Genomic DNA, 21,680 nt, shown 5'->3' with positions numbered 1-21,680 from the left:
GGAGATTTTATCATGAAAGAAATTCTTATCGATCGATTAACTAGATACACTAAAATAGATACACAATCCAATGCCGCTAGCTCTTCTTGTCCTTCTACTGAAGGTCAGTGGGACTTACTTCATTTATTGGAGAAGGAATTAGCAGAACTTGGGATGGAAGAGATCACGTTAGATGATAATGGATACTTGTTTGCATCTCTACCAGCTAACACAAATAAGGATATACCTACAATCGGCTTTTTGGCACATGTGGATACAGCAACAGATTACACAGGAAAAAATGTAAATCCTCAGCTAATTGAAAGCTATGACGGTCGAGACATTCAACTGAATAAGAATACTGTTATGTCAATTGCAGACTTCCCTGAATTAACAAAGTACGTTGGTCAAACACTAATGACTACAAATGGATCGACCTTATTAGGAGCTGACAACAAAGCAGGTATAGCTATTATCATGACTGCTATGGAATACTTCCTTCAGAATCCAGAAGTAAAACACGGGAAAATTCGTGTGGCCTTTACACCAGATGAGGAAATAGGTCGAGGACCACATAAGTTTGACGTAGAAAAGTTCGGGGCAAAATACGCGTACACGATGGACGGAGGTCCAGTTGGAGAACTGCAGTATGAGAGCTTTAACGCCGCTAGTGTAAAAGTTATAACTCATGGGACTAGTGTGCATCCTGGCTCTGCTAAAGGAAAAATGGTGAACTCCATTACGATGGCAACTAAATTCCAATCCCATATGCCTGTGGATGAAGTTCCAGAGAAAACTAGTGGGAACGAAGGCTTTATTCACTTAATGTCCATTAACGGGGATGTAGAAAAATCAGAGCTAGGCTACATTATTCGTGATCACGACCGTCAAAAATTCGAAGCTAAAAAACAACTGTTTCTAGATGTGGCAGAAAAATTGAAAGCTGAATACGGAGAACACGCAATCGTGGTGGATGTAAGAGATCAGTATTATAATATGGGTGAAAAAATTACACCTGTTATGGAAATTGTAGATATTGCTAAGGATGTTATGATTTCTTTAGACATAGAACCATTAATCATTCCTATCCGTGGTGGGACAGATGGCTCTCAGCTTTCCTTCATGGGTATGCCAACACCAAACATCTTTACAGGTGGAGAAAACTATCATGGGAAATATGAGTATATCTCTATAAATGCAATGGAAAAAGCTACAGAAGTAATGAAAGGGATTATTCAAACCTTTGAAAATAAAGCATAACTAAGCTATAGATAAAAGAGACACTTGCCATATTAGCGAGTGTCTCTTTTATCGTTTTAGCATATCTTATTACACTGTAGCTTCTGTTACTGGATTTCTTTCTGCAATGTAGCGAGATACATGCTTGTAGCTGACAGCAAATACGATAAATGTCAGTACAAGGAATGCCACTAAGCAAATTAGAAGTACAAAACCATTTGCCAGCATAAACCCTGGATCGCCTAAAGAAATAACGGATTTAAGCCCTGCATTAGAATACGTTAGCGGTAAGAATTTACTAAGCGCTTGTAAGTTCTCCGGTAACATAGGTATTGGTAGGTTCGAGCCTGTTGTAGATAATTGAAGAACGATGAATGCTAGAGCAATAAATCGACCAATATTACCTCCTAATGCTATCAAGAAGAATACAATAGACATAAACGCTAGACTTACAAAAACAGTAAACAGTACAAATAATCCCGCATTAGTAACCTGAAGTTTCAAGAAGAATAATGAAAATAAAGATACTAATAAACCTTGAGCAACTGCAAATAATGAAAGTTGCATAAGTTTACTTGCATACCAGCTAAATAATGAACCTGGCAAAGTAACTGGTCTTTTGAAATCAACGATAAAAGATAATATTAAAATTCCAACAAATAAAGCTAAAGAAATAATATATGGAGCCGTAGAATCACGGTAATAATTATAGCTGTTCACCGTCTCCCCCTTAAAACTAACCGGATTAGAGAATTTAGCTATATTAGCTTCACTCACCTGAATACCATTTACTTGTTCCGCTCCACCTGCTAAGCCAGTTTGAAGCTCTTGGCTTCCAGATTGCAATTGATTTGCACCATCGTTTAGTGATGTTACCCCTAAAGTCATTGTCTCCCAACCAACCGCAACAGTTTGGTTACCATCACTAATTTGTGTAAGCCCTGCCTTTAAATCAGTAACTGCATTGCCAATCTTCGTCCAAGAACTTGCAACAGTGGCATTCCCATTAGCCACTTGATTTGCCCCTGTTTTAAGTCGATTGATCCCAGCATTAGCTACCGTTTGTCCTTCTACAAGTTGATTGATCCCAGCATTCAGCTGCTTAGAGCCTGTGGTAAGCTGAGTCGCTCCCGCAACTAAAGCGTCAGCACCCTGCTTTAATGGTTGAACTTGCTGATCAAATTGAGTGAGACCTTTTGAAATTGCATCACTTGTACCTACAAGAGTCATAAATTCCACATCTTTTGCAAGCTCAGGATGTTTTGCTAAATAACCCTTCAGGCCTTCCGTAAGATTTTGAGATCCTCCTGAAAGCGTTTTCGTAGATTCCGTCACTTTAGCAATTCCACCTGCTAACTGCTCTGCCCCTGGTTTCAACTGTTTTTCTAAACCTGCAGATAATGTGGAACTGCCTGTGTTAACAGTCTTTAAACCATTCAATACCTGGTCAGATCCAGCTTTTAGAGAATCTAAGCCCTTCACAACCTCTTTTGATCCTACAGCCAGCTTTTTAATATCATTCTCTCCACTTTTAATCGAGCTAAGTAATTGGCTAGCTCCATCCTCAGCAGTTTTAGCTCCAACTGCAAGCTTCTGAACATCTCCTGATTTTTCGTTTAAAGATTGTAGCAGTTGACTTGTACCTGCCGAAAGACTTGTTGTACCCTCATACAATTTGTTAGAACCATCAGCACCAGAAGCAAATCCATTAGAAATATCACCAAATCGAGCAAATAATGTTTTGGTGTAGGTTTCCGTAATTTTGTTTCCTAGCTGTTCACGAATTTTTTCTGTGGCACTTTTCGTGACCTGTGAAGCCATGAAGTTTAGCCCTTCATTTTGTGTATAAATTATTTCTGCTACCTGTGGATTAGCATCTAGCACAGTTGTTACCTTGCTAGAAAAGTCCTCTGGAATTTCAATAGTCATATAATACTTCTGACTCTTGAGTCCTTTTTCGGCTTCCTCTTTCGATACAAAATCCCATCCTAATGCTGGATTTTGCTTCAAATCTGCCACTAAATCATTCCCCACGTTTATTGGGGCTCCCCCTGATTCAGCACCTGCATCATTATTAACAAACGCTACAGGTAAATTATCTAGATTGTCATACGGATCCCATGTAGCAGATAACAACACTGCTGCATAGACAATTGGAATTAGCAAAACTCCAATGAGTGAAAATAATACCCCTTTTTTCTCTGTTAGCTTGGATAATTCCACGCCCAACAATTTGAACGCACCCATACATAACCCCCTATTTTAAATTAAAAAAATGTAGAAACAAAAAATGAATACTCATTCATTTTTATTCCTACATTAATTATATTTTAAATTTTTAGATTTTTCATTATTTTTGTTAAATAGTAATTTTAGACAAAAATTATCAAAATTTCACTGTTCAACAATATATTGGTCCAACGCACGGCTTACACCCTCTACAAAATTACTGCCAGCTCCCCAATCAAACCGCATAAATGCTCCTGCCCCACCACCAGAGGCTACTGCATGAACCTTGGTAAATTCCTCTAAATTGTCTAATGTGATAGTTAAAGATGCTCTATTACTTGTTCGATAATAGAATTTTTCTATTACACAAACAACTATCTCTTGGTCTCCTACAGAGCGCTTATATACGTCTAACACCTTACCAGATATAGATCCTGTGACAATTGATTGTTCTATTACCCTTAATGCCTCAATAGGTGTAATATCTACATAAAATTCTCGTACGTCTTTCATAATAACCGCCCCCTTTCTAACTTCTACGGTTTGGAAGTTAAAAAGGTTCCATGTCACAAGTCATTATTACATAAGTGATAATTGGTACAACGCAAGATTGCTTAAACGATTTTACCTTATACTATATGCTCTTTTTTAAACTGTAGTTCATGCTAGCACATCTGGTGCATTTCTCAATTGATTGGATGTACAGTGAAGATAATTCCCAGTTAGAATGGCCGCCAAAGTCTCAGTAAATACATGCGATAAATTTGTAAATCCTTGTTTTTGTATATTATTAATAATGCCTGATAAATTACACATAATAATTTCATACAATCAATTATTTGTTTTTTTCTTTACGAGCTTGACTTCATAATTTTTTTGTCAATTATTTTAAGTCTTCCACGATAATTTCTTTTTAAACTTATATAAAACTATAGGTTGGTCTACCAAATATTACCATTCCAATACCTGTAGGTTGTTCACCGTTACAGCGAACACTTTCTATTTATTGATAGTTACGTCGCCGCCTTATTTGTTTTATCGCGTAAAAAAAAGCGACATCCACGCGGATGCCGCTTTTCAAGGGACGAACTTAACGTTGAGGGGGTTAAGTCGTAATAAATACTCAGCTGTACTTTGGAGAAAAGTTGCTGGTAAGAACCTTCTCTATTGAGTAAGCTCTATACGATAATGATAATCATTTTCAATTAGTATGTCAACCATTTTTATAAATGTAATTTTTTACTTACCCAAGTTGAGTTTATATTTAGCAGCCGAAGATTGGTGACGGCTTATTATCTCTTTTCACAAGTAAACTTTTGCCAGAGTAGAAATCAAAATAAAACACCATTATTAGGTGTTTATCGATTACACTCCCCTTTTAACAGTTTGCCAATAACTTTATTGTAAAACTAAAATGCATATTCCTTTTAGCTTCGGGAATAGCTAATAACAATCCCAAAAAAAAGGAGTGAGAAAGAATGGATCGAAAAATAGACAAACAAGTGGAAGTAGCATTAGAAAGCTTCAGTACAGACGAAAAAAATAATATCCTAAAAAGCTTTACTACATTTAAGGATTATCTAGCTGACAAAGTTAAAATGGGTGAAAAAATGGGTCTAAGTGATGAGACCCTTGCAAAAGCAACCGAGAAAGTCGCAGGTTATCTTGCAGCACACGAAGAACCTAGAAACCGTGAAGAACATCTTTTACAGCAACTATGGAAAACTGCTGACAAAGATGAGAAGCAAGCACTTAGCCAAATGCTTTTAAAACTTACGAAACATGAAGGATAAACGAGAAGAGGCAGATGGTCGTCTATTAGACAATCCTGATAGGGTAAAGACGACCAAAGTCAGCCTGTTCGATATGCATGAGGATATGCAAACTGTTGATGCAATCTCTGTAGAGGATTTGAATATTCAAGTTCAAGACGAAAGAGATCATACCCACACGAAAAACCGTTCTTCTAGCGAAGAACGATTTCCTCCTAGATAATGTTTCTCCAACCTAGAAATAAAAAAGAATGCTCCTTTCCCCTTGGAGCATTCTTTTTTTATTAAAGAGGAGTAGCCCTAATCAATTTAGCTTGGACCAAACGACGTCTAATAACCACTCCTAGTAGTGCTGCAACTATTGATTTTACTAAATCGGGAATAAGAAAAATTAACATTCCACCTTTAAAGGCACCTTCCCATGAAATACCTGTAACTATTTTTAACCAAACCATACCGATCGATAGGATAATTAATACACTAAGCATATTAGCTCCAATAGCCACAAATTTGTTATGACCAAACATGTCTAACAGAAAACTTATACATACCACAGCTGGAAGCGTAGCTAAAATATATCCTCCCGTTGGACCGAGTAATATGCCTGGTCCACCTGTCATGCCAGCAAAAACAGGTATGCCACCTAGTCCAAGTAATATATAGATGATAATAGCAAGACACGCATATTCCTTCGGTAAAATAGTAGCCGTTAACATAACAGCAATCGTTAAGAGTGAAAATGGTACAGGCGGTATAGCGATCATGATCTGAGCAGCTACGGCAATAATGCCAGCAAACATAGCAGCAGTAATCATCATTTTCAAACGTTCATTTCTCATAATTTCTTCCCCTTTTTATTTGTGTTAACCACTTACAAATATAGGTTAACACAAAGGTGGGTAAAAGAGAACAAAATAAAAAAAGAAACCGAAGGATTAATTCTCGGTTTCTTTTTTTATTTGAAGCAAGTCTGTCTAGCAATGCTTACAACCAACGAATCACTACATTTTCTACTGATTCTAATCGTACTGTACTCTTTTGCATAGGAGGCGGACATGACTTGTTATAAGCCATAATTTTTTCATTTACTTTAGTAATTCGAAAATGGAGTCCTTCTTTAATACCATGTGTATAGTTAGACGCTATATCCTGTAACTCATCACGAATTTCATGCTGTAGCTTAAGCCAGTGTGGTTTGTACCCAGCATCTTTGGCTATCTTTTGAAAGTGCTGAAAAATGTCTCCTGAGAAATATTCATCCGAAATCGGTTGACCCATTCCCTTGATACGATCCATGCCTCCAGACTTTTCATAGTTCCTAAGAATATCACCCATTAAATCGTTAACCGGTGGTGTATAATCGTCCTTATCCATCATCAAACCTCATTTCATAGAGATGTGTGGTGCTTTTTCAGACAAAATTCTTAAAAATTTCTGCTGTTCGCTAGGTGAGATAATTACACTTCCAAGCACTGCTTTTTTATAATGAATTTCTAACGCGTCTTTAGAAGATAGAATTCGATAACCAGCTAAAATTTGAGATGTTTTATTCACTTTGGTTATATCCTCATAAGGAATTTTACTTTTAAACGGACCTCCTTTAATAAATAAGTACTTCTCCCTAAAAGAATACTCAATATCAAAGGTTATCCACAAAATAAATCCAACACACATGATAAATAGAATACTGATAATAACCACTGCTTTTACATCTACATCATCTGAAAAGATTTCATATAAGGCGGGTACAAGTGTAGCAAGTGCTATTATAAAAATTGCTACCCCTATAAAATAAGCAAAGGTTTTATCAATTTTAGATTTAAAGGTCATTCCATCCCCTCCTAGACAGATTTCGTGGCTGTATCCTTAATCCCTTCCCTATGTGCATATATATTCTTTAAAATAGCTTTAATAACTGCATAGGTTGGAACCCCTAAAATGATTCCCATTAAACCTGCTATATTTCCAGCTGCTAAAATAATCGTAATAACCGTTAATGGATGAATATCCAAGGATTTTCCCATCACGTTTGGAGTAATGAAGTTACTTTCAATTTGCTGAGCCACAAGCATTACAATCGCTACGTAGATAGCTAGTTTAGGATCTTGAATTAAAGCAATAATAACAGCAGGAACTAGGGATATATATGGCCCTAGGAATGGAATAACATTCATAATCATCCCAAATAAAGCTAGTAGTAAGGAATATTCTAGACCAATTATCTTATATCCGATAAATAGCATGACTCCCACTAAAAAACTCACGAATAATTGTCCTTGAACGTATGAGCGAAGAGTATCATCTATATCCGATAAGGTTTTACGTATAAAGGTCCTCTTCTCCCCTTTGAAAAACTGTGTAATGAAAGGGACAAATTTTTCATGATCCTTCAGCATATAGACCAGGAAGAATGGTACAAGCACCAATAAAAATACTCCTTGGAATACATTCTGGACGAACTTAACTATCAAACCGCCAGCAGATACTGCTATCGTTTCTATTTTTCCACTTGCACTATCTATCGTAGTTTGAATTGCCTCTGGCAGTTCACCAAATTTTTTTCTTTGGGAGATGGAATAATTAACGAATTCCTCTACCTCTTCTACCATCTCAGGTGTATTATCTACCAACGCATTCACCTGTTTTGTTAGGACAGGACTTAATAATGCAATGAATCCCCAAATAAGGAGACCAATTACAACAAATACTGATATAATACTAGCCCATCGTGGAAATTTTTTCGATTCTAGCCATTTTTGAAGTGGTCTGGATAAATAGAATAATACCCCACCCAATAACAGCGGCATAAAAATAGCCTGGGCAATTGTTAGAAAAGGGGAAAAGATCGATTTAACCTGCATAAACATAAAAATAATTAATAAAGTAAATAATATTGCGGTTCCAACCTGGAACCAAAGCTTTTTAGTCAACTAACTTTCACATCCTCCATGTAGGTTTAACATAATCTTATATACGAATTATCATAAGGTAAGTTTCATCATTATACGTATCGTACCATTTTTATAGTAAACTGTTAATAATTCTTAACTTGAATAGGGGGAGACTCTTGGAATACTATAAAAAATTACGCCAATATGTTGGGCATCAGCCACTAATACTGCCTGGTTCAGTTGTGCTAATACTAAATGAACACAATGAAGTGTTACTTCAAGAAAGAGCACCTGGCATTTATGGTCTACCTGGAGGATTAATGGAACTTGGTGAAAGCCTGGAAGACACTGCACATCGAGAGGTTTTAGAGGAGACTGGCTTGCGTATTGGAAAGCTGACACTTTGCCAAGTTTACTCGGGTCCTGATTATTATATAGAAAATCCAAATGGTGATACCTTTTATTCGGTTACTATCGTTTACAAAACCAATGAATATGAAGGCCTACTTACACCGGATGAATTAGAATCTATCTCACTTCAATTTTTTCCACCGAATAACCTACCGAACGGTATCCTAGCATCCTATCGTACCTTTATAGAGGACGAGTTATTGAATTAACGTCTCCATAACATAATTCAATGCAAATACTACTCACATTATGTATGAAACTTCTATAATTTTAGTATTTCTAAAAAAATAGATTGTCATTCAATTATCTCCAATTATTTTATAGATGAAAAATTGGATAGCAATTATAACAGAGAAGAAAAGGTCAGCGTCTAGGAGATGATGCTGACCTCTTTTTTACTTTTCTTTATGTTCAAATTCGGGAAATCCTTACCTAAACATGGAATATAGACCTAGTATAGCAGATCATAACGCTTATTCTTGGTTATTTAAAAAACAATTTCACAACCACTTAAAATGGATATTTATGTTAAAATATAAAGAAGTTGTTAAAAACTAAACTTGAACTAATGATACAGAGAAGTCAATTGTACATTTTTTATAAAAGCTTTGTTTAAGTTATTGGTTGATTTTAACTAACAATTCTTTTTTATAGTGACTGTAAACATTATAAAAAGGACATTCAAATTACTATTAAAATCATAAATAGATGACTAAATTACGTTGGTTACAGTTTTTCAGCTTTGTTTATGCAAGTAAATTGATTGGCGCTTTATCGATGCTAAAGTTGTTCCAATTTATTGATTGGAGCGCCAGACGGCGACTCCTACGGGATGAGTGAGACAGATAAGACATCACAACCACGCGCGTAAGCGATGGGTGATGACTTATCGCTCACCCCGAGGAAAGCGTCCGGCTGGCGCGGAAATCAATTCTACTCTCTTTTAAGATCTCTTTGAATCATAAATCAATCCTACCCTTTAACATAGCCTTTATAAAATGATAAGCAGGAGGTACCATTATTAAAATAAATACTTACTTTATTCAATTATCTTTTACAATAATTATTATTTTCGGTGGAACTTTTGTCATTCGTTATTTTAGAACGAATGAACTTCTAGTAGACCAACTTATTGGAGCATCCGTTGGAGTTCTGCTTCTTATGGCATCATTGTTTTGGAGGAGAATAAACAAGTAATTACAAGACGTTAATGAAAATTGGCATATGTGTATAGAACGAGTAAATGCATTTAGGGGGTGTAATTAATGACTTTGAATCTGGATGATGTTATAGCGACTTTAATATTTTTAATTTTTATTGTTCTAGTTATTGCTATTATTTTTATAGCTATTAAAGGCTTGAGAAATTCAACTAAAGAAAAACAGCTAATTAACCAAAAGTTAGATACCGTATTGAAAAAGTTAGATGATAAAAGTTAATCCATTAAAATCTAAGCTATTATATTCACTCATCAGGGAACTCAGAAAAATTCATATACAAGGAGCGGAGAAAAAATCATGAATAAAAAATCTATATTTATTTTGATTTTTTACTTCCTTATCGCAAGTTCATGCTCTTTTTATTTTTATAATAGAACCGTTGCTTACGCATTTGCTATTCCGTATTTAAATCTTGTTTTCTTCCCAATTATCACCTTTTTAGTATTGTTTTCCGGCGTATTTATCTTATATCTTAAAGATAGACAACACCTTGTTTTTAAATGGCCACTATTTTTATGGCTATAATAGTAGGTATGTTTATTTTATTTGAATTGACTAGTCCTAATTATACGTATGACGAAGCTAAGGAAATAATAGAGACGGAATATAATGTAAAAGTAGTAGAAAGTGATCATAAGAAATTAATGGATCATGACGTTGGCAAAGAAGTATATAGAATTACTGTTCTCAAAGATTCACAAACACTAGTGTATACGTTCAACCCGTATTCAAAAGAGATACTTTTTTTTAAATAATATAATCTTTTTATGAGGTATGTACAAAAGAATTAGAAGAACCTCCTAACCTTTAATTCAAACAAAAAAACTACCTCTAGATCACTCTCTAGAGGTAGTTTTCGTTTTCTATTAGATATCTTATTTATGCGCAATGTGGACTTTTAAAAGCTTACCTTTAATCGTTGTGTTTCTCATTTTTTTCAATACAAGAGGTCCTTTGCCATTGAGAATTTCAACGTATGAAACGTTATCTTGGATCGTAATAATACCTATATCGTCAGCACTAACGCCCTCGATTTTGGCTATTGTCCCTACGAAGTCTACCGCTCTGATTTTCTTCTTCTTACCACCATTGAAATATAGCTTAGTAATATTAACATTCAGCTGCTCGCCTTTTGATTTCTTAGCCTCCGGCTGCTCCTGCATCTTCAAATCAAACGCTGCTCTGTTTTGAGCAACCATTTCTGACGTAATTTCACGACCAGTTGGAATTTCAAAGCCAATAAATGCTTCAATCTCTTTTACAAATTTGTCTTCATGAGGAGTCGCAAGCATGATCGATTTTCCGCTTCTGCCAGCTCTTCCTGTTCTACCTGTACGATGTACATAGCTTTCTTGCTCTAACGGCACATCATAATGTACTACGTGCGTAATATCTTCAATATCAATACCACGTGCTGCGACATCCGTAGCGATCAAATAACGGAACTCACCTTTTCTGAAATCATCCATTACCTCAAAACGATCTTCCTGCATCATACCACCGTGAATCTTATCTGCCGTATAGCCTTTATTGTCTAATGCGTCTACTAATTGATCTACACGCTCTTTTGTCCGGCAAAATACAATACAGCTATCCGGATTTTCTGTAATCGTCAGCTTTTCTATAAAGGCTAACTTCTGGTCATCTTTCACTATATATTTTAAATGCTCAATTTTAGGCGCATCTTCTTCAGCTGCGTCTATTTCTATTGATACCGCATCATTCATATATCTGCCGCTCAACGTTTTTATCTCCTGTGACAAGGTTGCAGAGAATAGCATAGTCGTACGTTTTTTAGGAAGCAGTTTTATAATAGATTCTACTTGTTCAAGGAAGCCCATGTTTAACATTTCATCTGCTTCATCAATTACTAAGTATTCTATTTTGGATACATCCAATGTCCCTTTTTCTATATGATCTAACACACGACCTGGAGTTCCAACTACAATATGTGTTTTTTGCTTTAATGCCAGCTTTTGCTTTGCAAATGGAGATTTTCCATACAACGCTAATCCTTTAATTCGTTTATAGCGACCGATATTTGTGATGTCTTCCTGAACCTGCACTGCAAGCTCTCTTGTCGGGGTTAAAACTAAAGCTTGTGGCTTATTTTCTTCCCAATCTACTAGCTCACATAAAGGAGTGGCAAATGCTGCAGTCTTCCCACTACCTGTTTTCGATTTCACCAGAATGTCTTTCTTTGACAAGGCTACTGGGATTACCTTTTGTTGGACTTCAGTTGGCTCTGTGTAACCTAGTTGTTCAATTGCTTGCAATATTTTATCATCTAATTTAAATTCGTTAAAATGCATTCTGCATAATCTCCTCTTAGTTAAAGCCTAATTTATCTTCCGCGTTCTTTTTCTTGCCTTACTTCTATCATGTGCAAATGGGTTAATCTCAAACATAAAATGTGCTAGTGTCATTGGCCAAACTACAATTCGACAATATTCGTAGGGAATCTCTTTTTAATAATCTTAAACTACAATTTTCAACCCAATTTTGTGGTATAATTACTATATCGCTCTGTGAGTGAATATATTAGAAAAGAGGCAGATACATGAGTTTCCAACGACAACCTAAGGATGTTTCACCTTTCGTGGCAGCACGGAAAATTGATGAGAAGATCTCTTTTACACGCAATGATGTTGAAGTACAAGGTACTATTTTTAAAATCCTAGAGCAATCTGTTATTGTCGAAATATCTATGGAGGATGCGAAGAAAATTAATGTTCCTTCGAATCTTACAGTAGTATCACATAAAAACTATACGGTGATATAACGGAGTATTTCTTCTAGAAAAGCTTGACCATATTTGTCACGCTTATTAGCACCAACTCCATGTACATCTAGTAACTCATCTTCGGTTTGCGGACGCTTTACGCACATGTCTTGTAATGTTTTATCAGAAAATATAACAAACGGTGGAACACCAGCTTCGTCCGCAATTTTTTTCCGAAGCACTCTTAACCCTTCAAATAACGGGTCATTCTTAGCAATCTGCTTTGTGACTGCTACTCCCTTACGCATGATCTTTCTCTTCCCTAACAATACTTCTTTTCCTGCATCCGAAATATAAATCGTCGGCATACTTCCCTGGTTCACTAGAAGTAATCCTTCTGCAATCATAAACTCCATAAGCCCTAACACTTCTTTTAAGGATTGAGCCTTTAATATCCCATAAGTAGATAGTTTTTGAAATCCAAACTCTATTACCTTTTTGTTTTCTGAACCTGTTAGCACCTGAGCGGTAATCGTCTTACCAAATCTTTGTCCCATTCTAACCACGCAAGACAAAACCATTTGTACTTCCTTTGTAACGTCCTGCATTTCTCTAGAATCTGTACAATTTCCACATTGACCACAAATATCTCCATTGGGCTCTCCAAAATATTGCACAATATATTGCTGTAAGCAGTTTTCTGTATGGCAATAATCTACCATCCCTTGTAGTTTTTCTAATTCTTGAGGAATTCTATCTCGGTCTAATGCCTGATCGATTAAGAATCGCTGTGTTTGTACATCCTGCGATGCATAGAGAACCACACATTCACTCGGTAGTCCATCTCGGCCAGCTCTTCCAGCCTCTTGATAATAACTTTCCATGTTTTTAGGAAGCTGATAGTGAATGACATATCGGACATTCGATTTATCAATTCCCATTCCGAAGGCATTTGTAGCAACCATCACCTGTGCCTCATCTGTAAGAAACCGCTCCTGCTCCTTGTTTCTAAAGGCCTCAGGTAATCCGGCATGGTATTTAGCCGCTTTGACTCCTGCCTTGTTTAATAAATCATATAACAAATCTACTGTTTTTCTCGTTGCTGCATATATAATGCCGACTTCCTGTGCATTCTTTTTAATAAATTCTTTTAAGAATTTATTCTTATCTTGGCCGAGCACAACAGAGAACGATAGATTTGAGCGAGCAAATCCAGTTATAACCGTATTTTCATCTCGAATTTGTAATAAACGACAAATATCGTCTCGTACAGCTGGTGTCGCTGTTGCTGTTAATGCAAGAACAACAGGCTGTTCCGTGAATACATCCTTTAATCGATGAATCGCACGGTAGCTGGGACGAAAATCATGACCCCACTGAGAGATACAGTGTGCCTCATCGACTGCAATTAACGGTACCTTCACTTTTTTTAATTGGTTCAAAAAGGCTTGTGATTCCAAACGCTCTGGAGCTATATAAAGCATTCGATATTGGCCATTTAGAACCTCTTCCATCGTTTCTCGTACTTCTTCAGAAGATAATGTACTATTTATGAATGTTGCGGGTATACCTGCCTGCAATAAGGTATCCACCTGATCCTTCATCAAGGAAATCAATGGTGAAATTACTATAGTCGTCCCATCTAATAATAGAGAGGGAATTTGATAGCAAAGAGATTTACCACCTCCAGTAGGCATAACACACAGGCTCGATTTGCCATTCATTACATAATTGATTACTTTCTCTTGCCCTTCTCTGAAAGAGTCATAGCCATAATATTCCTGTAGTAACTGTGTTGCATTTTCTAGCATGCTAGTCGCTCCTATCTAGTGAAGTAAAAAGGGAAACAGATTATTTTCCGCTTCCCTTCTTTTTATTCTCTGTATGATTAGCTGATGGTTTTGGATCTACCTTGTCGATGTCTGGTTTTAAGAGGATATAACCTATGGAAGAGGACACAATAGCTGCACCAAGTGCGATAAGAATCTTATTTATAATAGTGACTTCATTATATTCTTCTTGAGATAAAAGAATGGCTGCCAACACGACCACAATTACCATGATTGGTATGATAACTTTTGATTTTTTCAAAACAAACTTCCTTTCGCGACATATAGAATAGTATATCATAATTCATAGGAAGAATGTGACGAAGAGGGTGTAACGTCGAGTTAATTTAGAAGCTACTTTACATTATAAGTATGGAAAACCATTAGTCTCTATTTTATGCTTGTAGGTAATATAAGTCATTTATAAGCTACTGAATTAACTGGAACCTCGTTCCTTTTTAAATATAGCTGGTTATGTGATAATAGAGAAAACATAACTAGAAGGATGAAATGTATGCAAAAAGAAATAGATATTAAAGTAAAAGACTCTCTAGCACAAGATTTACAGAAGGGGGTTCCTGTTTTACTGAAGGATGGCTTTCACGAGACGGACTCGTTGGTAGATGGGACAATTCTAAAGCTCAGAAATCCTGGAGGAAAGTTTATAGGCAAAGGCTATGTCGGGAAGCAAAATAAGGGAATTGGCTGGCTGCTTACTAAAAATGAAGCAGAGACAATTGATACTGGTTTCTTTCAAAATAAAATTACCAATGCATTAAAGCACCGAAAAGATTACTATGAAAACGATGATACAACCGCCTTCCGTGTCTTCAATGGAGAGGGTGACGGAATCGGCGGTTTGACGATTGATTATTTTGATGAATTTTATCTGCTCAGCTGGTACAGTGAAGGGATTTATGCATTTAAGGAGCAAATCTTAAAAGCTTTAGAATCTACTGTTCCTTCTTATAAAGGAATTTATGAAAAAAAACGTTTCGATACGAAGGGCCAGTATTTAGAAGACGATGATTTCGTAAAAGGCGAACGCGGGGAGTTCCCTCTTTTAGTAAAAGAAAATGGAGAAAACTTTGCTATCTACTTAAACGATGGAGCGATGGTTGGAGTCTTCCTAGATCAGCGAGAGGTTCGAAAAAAAATACGCGATGAGTATGCAAAAGGAAAAACGGTTCTCAATACATTCTCCTATACTGGTGCTTTTTCTGTATTTGCTGCAGCTGGCGGTGCAAAAAAGACAACAAGTGTCGATTTAGCAAAACGTAGTTTAAGTAAAACGACAGAGCAATTTGAAATAAACGGGATTAATGTTGAAGACCAGGATATTATCGTGATGGATGTCTTCGATTACTTCAAATATGCAAAGCGTAAAGAATTATCTTTTGACATGGTTATTTTAGATCCCCCTAGCTTTGCACGCTCGAAGAAGTATACGTTCAGTTCCGCTAAGGATTATACGAAATTGTTAATGGATGCCATTACGATAACAGAAAAAAATGGGGTAATTGTTGCCTCCACAAACAATGCAACCTTTGGCATGAAGAAATTTAAGACCTTTGTGGAAAAGGCATTTAACGAAAGCAATCGAAAGTATGTCATTGAAGATGAATTCTCGTTACCAAGTGATTTCCGTACTTCCCCACTCTTCAAAGAAGGTAACTATTTAAAAGTACTTTTCATACGGGCAAAATAATAAAAGCGTAAGCACTACTTAGGCTAGGCTCGATATGCTAATGGGGTAAGAGAAAGGGCAGGTTTTTGGTTACTGCAAGGTTCTTGATGGTTTCCGCAAGGTTTAAGCTGATTTGTGCAAGGTTTCAGTCGATCTGTGCAAGGTTCTCGCTCGTTTCTGCAAGGTTTTCTGCCGGAGCCTAATTCATAAATGGTTTAAATATAACGAGGAGGGGCATGACTTTTTGAGTCACGCCCCTCCTTTTTTTAGATTAAGCTTTTAACTACTTTAGACATTGTTGCTCCATCTGCTTTTCCTGAAAGCAAAGGTTTAGCAATTTTCATAGCGTCACCCATGTTCATTCCCTTAGTAACCCCTGCTTCTGTAAGAGCCGCAGCAATTTCTTCTTCACTTAATTGTTTAGGCAAGAAGCTCTTTAATAATTCTAGCTTCGCTTCCTCTTTCTCAATTAAATCTTCACGCCCCGCATCTTTGGCTCCATCTAATGCTTGGTTCGTTTGTTTTACTTCACGATTTACCACTGCTACTTCCTCTTCTTGCGTTAGAGTAGCACCTTTTTCTTTTTCAGCTTTATCTAAAGCTGCTTTTAAAAGAGTCAATACACCTTTTGATAACACATCTTTATCACGCATCGCTTGCTTCAATTGTTCAAATACTGCTGTTTTTAACATTTAAATACTTCCCTTCTACTTTACGTTCCATATATTTTATTATAGTCCACCTCTTCTCCTACTGTAAAATTTAGTTGCACCGAGCATATAAGCAAGGTATTATATAAGCAAACGCTTATATAAAGGATGGATTACTCTTGGAACAAGAAATCGAACGTGCTGCGAATCTTTTCAAGCTACTCGGTGATAAAACAAGACTTACTATGCTTAAAATGCTTGAATCACATGATTACTGTGTTTGCGAATTTGTGGAGATTTTCAAGACGAGTCAGCCTGCAATTAGTCAGCATTTAAAAAAGCTAAAGGATGCAGGCTTAGTTCAAGAGACTAGAAGAGGCCAATGGATTATTTATTCCCTCAATAGAAATCAGGAGCTCTTTTCACTCGTAAAAAGCTTGCTCGAACATTTGCCAAATCAAGACTTTTACCTGGAACAGCTAGAGGAACAAGGAAGACGTATTTCATGTAAGTAATTATTGGAGGTTTCTATATTGTCACCACTTATTTTAGCAGCAACTATTTTTATCGTTACTTTGATTTTTGTCATTTGGCAGCCTAGAGGCTTGAATATCGGCTGGTCTGCCTGCGCAGGAGCTGTTGTCGCATTGTTAGTTGGCGTTGTCGGATTTAATGATGTCCTAACAGTAATAGACATCACCTGGAATGCCACCCTATCTTTTATAGCAATCATTCTAATTTCATTGATTTTAGATGAAATTGGTCTATTTGAATGGGCTGCCCTTCATATGGCTAGAGTAGCAAAAAGCAATGGTATTAAAATGTTTGTCTATGTCAGTCTACTAGGGGCGGTAGTTGCGGCGTTCTTTGCTAATGATGGAGCTGCTTTGATCCTTACCCCTATCGTATTGGCAATGGTTCGCAACTTAAATTTTACAGAGAAAATGATTTTTCCTTTTATTATGGCTAGTGGTTTTATAGCCGATACGACTTCTTTACCCTTTGTCGTCAGTAATCTAGTAAATATCGTTTCTGCTGATTTCTTTGGCATTGGATTTATAGAATATGCATCTCGCATGATTTTGCCAAATATATTTTCTTTAATTGCCACTATTACAGTTTTACTGTTTTACTTTAGAAAAAGTATTCCGAGAACGTACGATTTAACCATGCTCAAACAGCCTAAGGAGGCTATAAAAGATACGTCTATGTTCCGCTTGTCCTGGTATGTGCTTGCTATTCTATTAGTCGGCTATTTCACAAGTGAGTTTATAGGGTTACCTGTTTCATTTGTAGCTGGCGTGGTTGCCATATTTTTTATCGTTATGGCAAGAAAGAGTTCAGTTGTCGATACTCGCACGGTAATTAAAGGTGCACCATGGAATATTGTCTTCTTTTCTATTGGTATGTATGTAGTTGTTTACGGACTAGGAAATGCAGGATTGACTCATGCCTTGGCGGGGGTTATTGATACTGCTGCTGGATATGGCTTATTTACTGCAACCATGTCTATGGGTTTCATCGCTGCGTTTCTATCATCCATTATGAACAATATGCCAACGGTAATGATTGATGCACTTGCAATCGCCGAGACGAATACTACTGGTACAATCCGAGAGGCACTTATTTATGCCAATATTATTGGCTCTGATTTGGGACCAAAAATTACACCTATCGGGTCTCTTGCAACACTTGTATGGCTGCATGTCCTTTCTCAAAAAGGCGTTAAAATATCTTGGGGAATCTATTTTAAAACAGGTCTCATGTTAACAATCCCTATTCTATTCATCACACTATTAGGCCTATATTTTTCTTTATTAGCCTATTAATAAACCTAGAGGAGCAAACTATAATGACCAGTAAAATAATTTATTTTTTATGCACCGGCAATTCTTGCAGAAGTCAAATGGCTGAGGGTTGGGCAAAACAATATTTAAGTGACGAATGGATTGTAAAAAGTGCTGGAATTGAAGCACACGGCCTTAATCCTAATGCTATAAAGGCCATGAATGAGGTAGATATCAATATTTCCAATCAAACCTCAGATCTTATTGACATGGACACACTCCATCACGCCGAATTAGTCGTTACTCTATGTGGCGATGCTGCCGACAAATGTCCAGTAACACCACCCCATGTGAAAAGAGTACATTGGGGATTTGATGACCCTGCTAAAGCAAAAGGATCTGAAGAAGAAAAATGGAGCGTCTTCCAACGAGTTCGCGATGAGATTGGAGAAAGAATCAGGCACTTCGCGAAAACGGGTGAATAAGTATGATTTCGAGCACTTACGCTCGAAATTTTTATTAATTAGTTGCACTTTACAAGTAATGACCATATACTTTAATAGAGGTGAACTACATGGATAACAAACGGGAGCTATTTCAAATACTTACGCGTCGCTTTGGACTATTAAACAAAAATTGTTGTTCAGTAGGTTCTGTTGATATTTCAACTATTCAAAGCCACATTTTATACGAAATTGATAAACACCCCGATCGTTCTATGCAACAAATTGCAGATATTCTTGCAGTGGATATCACTACCTTTAGTCGACAGATTCAAACATTAATTAAAATGGAATTAGTAAAGAAATGTCCATCACCTAAAGACAAAAGAGTGTACCTGCTTTCTTTAACCACTCAAGGAAAGTTTGTCGCTACAACAATCGATCAATCGATGAATGATTATTTAGAGGAAGTATTTTCACATATGAATGAGTTTGAAAAAGAAACTGTCATACGCTCCATTCAATTATTGAATCAGGCAATGGCTAAATCCACGGTATGCTGTACTCCGTTACTTTGAGCAAGCGAAAGCTTGCTTAATAAAATATTATATAGTTGCAAATTACAAATAAATTACTGGAGGTTACTATAATGAATCAAATTAAATTAACGCCGATTAACACAGGATGCTGTTCTTCCACTCCTGAAAAGATTGAACCAAACAAAGAACTACCTATAGCCATTATCGGTGCTGGCCCCATCGGCTTGGCAGCAGCTGCTCACTTAGTAAATGCAGGAGAACACTTTATCGTTCTTGAAGCTGGAAGTACTGTTGGACACCATATTTCTTCTTGGGAACATGTACGTTTATTTTCTCCATGGCAATATAATGTAGATAAGGTTGCGGAGAAATTGTTGGAGAAACAGGGATGGATTGCACCAAATCCTGAGCATCTTCCTTTAGGTAAAGAACTAATTAGCAGCTATTTAGAGCCTTTAGCAAAAATACCCGAAATAAAGTCTTCACTTTCGCTTAACACGAAAGTAGTATCCATTAGCAAAAAGGGATTAGACAAGATGAAAACTGCCAATCGATCAGATGTACCCTTCATTTTGTACGTGGAGCAAGCAGGACAATTAAAGAGAATAGAGGCACGAGCAGTTATTGACGCAACTGGAACGTGGTCTTCTCCCAATCCAGTTAATGCCGACAACATATGGACAAACGCTGAAAAAGATTTAAAAGATCATATTTATTACGGAATTCCTAATGTACATGGCTCTGCTCTAGACAAATATAAAGGAAAACGAGTAGCAGTTGTTGGTGGTGGTCATTCAGCTATTAATTCGATTTTAGAGCTAGCTCAATTAGATGAAGAAATTGAAATCATATGGATTATGAGAAAGAGAAACGTAGAAGCGGCATTTGGAGGAGAAGACAAGGATGCCCTGGCAGCTAGAGGTGAATTAGGCAGTAAAGTACACCAGCTAGTAGATGCCGGCAAAGTGCGGGTATTCACACCATTTCTTATTCATCACTTAGCAAAAACAGAAAATGGAATCATTATAGAAGGTGAATCTAAGGGCCAGGTTACCACTCTACCTCCCATCGATGAAATTATTGCAAACACAGGTAGTCGACCAGATTTTTCTTTAACAAGAGAGATTCGATTGGATATCGATCCAGTAACTGAAAGCGTGACTGCGATTGCCCCATTAATTGATCCAAATATCCATAGCTGCGGAACTGTTCGCCCCCATGGAGAAGAGGAATTAAGACAGCCTGAAAAGAACTACTATATTGTTGGGATGAAAAGTTATGGTCGGGCACCTACTTTTCTAATGGCCACAGGATACGAGCAAGTACGTTCTATTGTAGCCTATATAACTGGAGATATAGCTGCAGCCAAAAAGGTAGAGTTAGATTTACCTGAAACGGGAGTTTGCAGTGTGAATATTCAAGACCCTACTTCTAGCTGTTGTTAAGCTTTGCTCATATATAATTTTAGCTTGGATTACATTAGACAAATAAAAACACCTTTCGTTGGAAAATGGGTATACGTTACCTTCAATTTTCAATCGGAGGTGTTTTTTTTGAAATATAAGTCCTTTATTTAGTAATGACTGCTATATTTTCATCTATCTCCAGTGATTTATGAAACTATGCTCGATAAATATGCTCAAAAATAGACATATTCATTTTATCTGAATATGCCTTATAAATAGACTTATTGAAGAACATTAAATTCAACTAAAACTCCAGATTTAAAATACTATATAACCTAACCTATATAAACGCTTTCGCATGTTCCAGCTGCTGGTTCATAAAAACAATGATCTTTATATTGACCAGAAAAAGGTTGACCATACCAAGTCGGAGGGCACGGAGCGTATGGATTAAAATACCATAATGCATATTTTGCTGGGTGTTCTCTCCAGTAATCCAAAGCCTGCTTTGCTAACTTTTTTTCAGTACCTCTCGCTCTTTCATAAAATAAATTACCTTTTTGAACGGCTTCAAAAGAATAATTGCCCCCTTGTACCTGAAAAATGACATCCTCAATAGACCTTACATCTCTAAAGTCTAAACAATCAGCTTTAGCACGGTTTACAATTACATTTCCAACATATAACATCCCTTGCTTACCTTCACCTTCAGCTTCTGCTCTCATCATCCTTGCCATGAGGTCAACATCTTTATCTCGGTATTTAACTCTAGCCATTTTTTCACCCCCTAGATACTATATGATAAAAGCCCAAATTATGTCATTTTATACCACACCCTTTAAAACAAGTAACCATATGAATAGGGATCGATACTCC

24 protein-coding genes are annotated in these 21,680 nt (G+C 36.7%); 13 read left to right on the top strand and 11 right to left on the bottom strand.

Annotated elements, in window-relative coordinates; all coding sequences use genetic code 11:
* Nucleotides 1–12 precede the first annotated feature (12 nt).
* Nucleotides 13–1,239, top strand: coding sequence for a peptidase T (gene pepT, locus MKX96_RS18230; protein WP_340886409.1), 1,227 nt, complete (start codon nt 13–15; stop codon nt 1,237–1,239).
* Between the two features lie 69 nt (nt 1,240–1,308).
* Here pepT and MKX96_RS18225 read toward each other — a convergent pair whose 3' ends face one another.
* The gene (locus MKX96_RS18225; RefSeq protein WP_340886405.1) at nt 1,309–3,465 is read right to left on the bottom strand and encodes a YhgE/Pip domain-containing protein; all 2,157 of its coding nucleotides are present in this window, start codon (nt 3,463–3,465) and stop codon (nt 1,309–1,311) included.
* A 147-nt stretch (nt 3,466–3,612) separates the two neighbouring features.
* Complete coding sequence (locus MKX96_RS18220) at nt 3,613–3,960, bottom strand: DUF6054 family protein (protein WP_340886402.1); 348 nt, start codon at nt 3,958–3,960, stop codon at nt 3,613–3,615.
* 965 nt (nt 3,961–4,925) lie between these two features.
* On the opposite strand from MKX96_RS18220, the gene MKX96_RS18215 reads away from it, so the two are divergent.
* Both MKX96_RS18215 and MKX96_RS18210 read left to right on the top strand, forming a co-directional pair.
* A complete protein-coding gene (locus tag MKX96_RS18215; RefSeq protein ID WP_169359253.1) occupies nt 4,926–5,240 on the top strand; it encodes a DUF3243 domain-containing protein in 315 nt (104 codons plus the stop codon).
* Complete coding sequence (locus tag MKX96_RS18210; RefSeq protein ID WP_169359254.1) at nt 5,230–5,442, top strand: hypothetical protein; 213 nt, start codon at nt 5,230–5,232, stop codon at nt 5,440–5,442. Before MKX96_RS18215 ends, MKX96_RS18210 begins: the two co-directional genes overlap by 11 nt.
* A gap of 61 nt (nt 5,443–5,503) precedes the next feature.
* On the opposite strand, the gene MKX96_RS18205 is transcribed toward MKX96_RS18210, so the two are convergent.
* The 4 genes from MKX96_RS18205 to MKX96_RS18190 form a co-directional block, all read right to left on the bottom strand.
* The gene (locus tag MKX96_RS18205) at nt 5,504–6,058 is read right to left on the bottom strand and encodes a biotin transporter BioY (RefSeq protein ID WP_340886398.1); all 555 of its coding nucleotides are present in this window, start codon (nt 6,056–6,058) and stop codon (nt 5,504–5,506) included.
* A gap of 145 nt (nt 6,059–6,203) precedes the next feature.
* Nucleotides 6,204–6,593, bottom strand: a complete 390-nt coding sequence (locus tag MKX96_RS18200) for a DnaJ family domain-containing protein (protein ID WP_340886396.1) — start codon at nt 6,591–6,593, stop codon at nt 6,204–6,206.
* 9 nt (nt 6,594–6,602) lie between these two features.
* A complete protein-coding gene (locus MKX96_RS18195; protein WP_340886393.1) occupies nt 6,603–7,049 on the bottom strand; it encodes a PH domain-containing protein in 447 nt (148 codons plus the stop codon).
* 11 nt (nt 7,050–7,060) lie between these two features.
* Nucleotides 7,061–8,149 carry an AI-2E family transporter gene (locus MKX96_RS18190; RefSeq protein ID WP_340886391.1) on the bottom strand — a complete coding sequence of 363 codons (1,089 nt, stop codon included), beginning with the start codon at nt 8,147–8,149 and terminating at the stop codon, nt 7,061–7,063.
* A 137-nt stretch (nt 8,150–8,286) separates the two neighbouring features.
* Here MKX96_RS18190 and MKX96_RS18185 point away from each other — a divergent pair, with 137 nt between their 5' ends.
* The 3 genes from MKX96_RS18185 (at nt 8,287) to MKX96_RS18175 (ending at nt 10,496) form a co-directional block, all read left to right on the top strand.
* Nucleotides 8,287–8,730, top strand: a complete 444-nt coding sequence (locus MKX96_RS18185) for an NUDIX hydrolase (protein WP_340886387.1) — start codon at nt 8,287–8,289, stop codon at nt 8,728–8,730.
* Nucleotides 8,731–9,786: 1,056 nt separating this feature from the next.
* Entirely contained in the window at nt 9,787–9,960 is a 174-nt protein-coding gene (locus tag MKX96_RS18180) for a hypothetical protein (protein WP_340886385.1), read from the top strand.
* A gap of 296 nt (nt 9,961–10,256) precedes the next feature.
* Nucleotides 10,257–10,496 carry a PepSY domain-containing protein gene (locus MKX96_RS18175; protein WP_340886383.1) on the top strand — a complete coding sequence of 80 codons (240 nt, stop codon included), beginning with the start codon at nt 10,257–10,259 and terminating at the stop codon, nt 10,494–10,496.
* A 120-nt stretch (nt 10,497–10,616) separates the two neighbouring features.
* On the opposite strand, the gene MKX96_RS18170 is transcribed toward MKX96_RS18175, so the two are convergent.
* Entirely contained in the window at nt 10,617–12,053 is a 1,437-nt protein-coding gene (locus MKX96_RS18170) for a DEAD/DEAH box helicase (protein WP_340886381.1), read from the bottom strand.
* 248 nt (nt 12,054–12,301) lie between these two features.
* Between MKX96_RS18170 and MKX96_RS18165 the strand changes: the two genes are divergently transcribed.
* Complete coding sequence (locus MKX96_RS18165) at nt 12,302–12,523, top strand: DUF2187 family protein (RefSeq protein ID WP_169359263.1); 222 nt, start codon at nt 12,302–12,304, stop codon at nt 12,521–12,523.
* Here MKX96_RS18165 and recQ read toward each other — a convergent pair.
* Together recQ and MKX96_RS18155 are read right to left on the bottom strand one after the other, a co-directional pair.
* The gene (recQ, locus tag MKX96_RS18160) at nt 12,508–14,274 is read right to left on the bottom strand and encodes a DNA helicase RecQ (RefSeq protein WP_340886378.1); all 1,767 of its coding nucleotides are present in this window, start codon (nt 14,272–14,274) and stop codon (nt 12,508–12,510) included. The two genes, MKX96_RS18165 and recQ, sit on opposite strands and share 16 nt — an antisense overlap.
* A 40-nt stretch (nt 14,275–14,314) precedes the next feature.
* The gene (locus MKX96_RS18155) at nt 14,315–14,554 is read right to left on the bottom strand and encodes a hypothetical protein (RefSeq protein WP_251555282.1); all 240 of its coding nucleotides are present in this window, start codon (nt 14,552–14,554) and stop codon (nt 14,315–14,317) included.
* Nucleotides 14,555–14,806: 252 nt separating this feature from the next.
* On the opposite strand from MKX96_RS18155, the gene MKX96_RS18150 reads away from it, so the two are divergent.
* Nucleotides 14,807–16,000 carry a class I SAM-dependent rRNA methyltransferase gene (locus tag MKX96_RS18150; protein WP_340886374.1) on the top strand — a complete coding sequence of 398 codons (1,194 nt, stop codon included), beginning with the start codon at nt 14,807–14,809 and terminating at the stop codon, nt 15,998–16,000.
* A 245-nt stretch (nt 16,001–16,245) separates the two neighbouring features.
* Here the strand turns inward: MKX96_RS18150 and MKX96_RS18145 are convergent, their stop codons facing one another.
* A complete protein-coding gene (locus MKX96_RS18145) occupies nt 16,246–16,671 on the bottom strand; it encodes a GatB/YqeY domain-containing protein (protein WP_340886372.1) in 426 nt (141 codons plus the stop codon).
* Nucleotides 16,672–16,808: 137 nt separating this feature from the next.
* Here MKX96_RS18145 and MKX96_RS18140 point away from each other — a divergent pair, with 137 nt between their 5' ends.
* From MKX96_RS18140 to MKX96_RS18120, 5 genes are all read left to right on the top strand, one after another.
* A complete protein-coding gene (locus MKX96_RS18140) occupies nt 16,809–17,144 on the top strand; it encodes an ArsR/SmtB family transcription factor (RefSeq protein ID WP_340886369.1) in 336 nt (111 codons plus the stop codon).
* 18 nt (nt 17,145–17,162) lie between these two features.
* The gene (locus MKX96_RS18135) at nt 17,163–18,458 is read left to right on the top strand and encodes an arsenic transporter (protein ID WP_340886367.1); all 1,296 of its coding nucleotides are present in this window, start codon (nt 17,163–17,165) and stop codon (nt 18,456–18,458) included.
* A 23-nt stretch (nt 18,459–18,481) separates the two neighbouring features.
* A complete protein-coding gene (gene arsC / locus MKX96_RS18130) occupies nt 18,482–18,901 on the top strand; it encodes an arsenate reductase (thioredoxin) (protein WP_340886366.1) in 420 nt (139 codons plus the stop codon).
* 89 nt (nt 18,902–18,990) lie between these two features.
* Nucleotides 18,991–19,437 (top strand): MarR family winged helix-turn-helix transcriptional regulator, encoded by a 447-nt coding sequence (locus MKX96_RS18125; protein ID WP_298469291.1) that lies wholly within the window; start codon nt 18,991–18,993, stop codon nt 19,435–19,437.
* A gap of 71 nt (nt 19,438–19,508) precedes the next feature.
* Nucleotides 19,509–20,843 (top strand): NAD(P)-binding domain-containing protein, encoded by a 1,335-nt coding sequence (locus MKX96_RS18120; RefSeq protein WP_340886363.1) that lies wholly within the window; start codon nt 19,509–19,511, stop codon nt 20,841–20,843.
* A 296-nt stretch (nt 20,844–21,139) separates the two neighbouring features.
* Here MKX96_RS18120 and MKX96_RS18115 read toward each other — a convergent pair whose 3' ends face one another.
* A complete protein-coding gene (locus tag MKX96_RS18115; RefSeq protein ID WP_169359273.1) occupies nt 21,140–21,580 on the bottom strand; it encodes a cell wall hydrolase in 441 nt (146 codons plus the stop codon).
* Nucleotides 21,581–21,680: the final 100 nt, after the last annotated feature.

This window comes from Psychrobacillus sp. FSL W7-1493 (assembly GCF_038004905.1).
Classification (GTDB): Bacteria; Bacillota; Bacilli; order Bacillales_A; family Planococcaceae; genus Psychrobacillus.
Note: the sequence above shows the minus strand (reverse complement) of the source record. Positions and strands in the feature narration are given on the sequence as shown.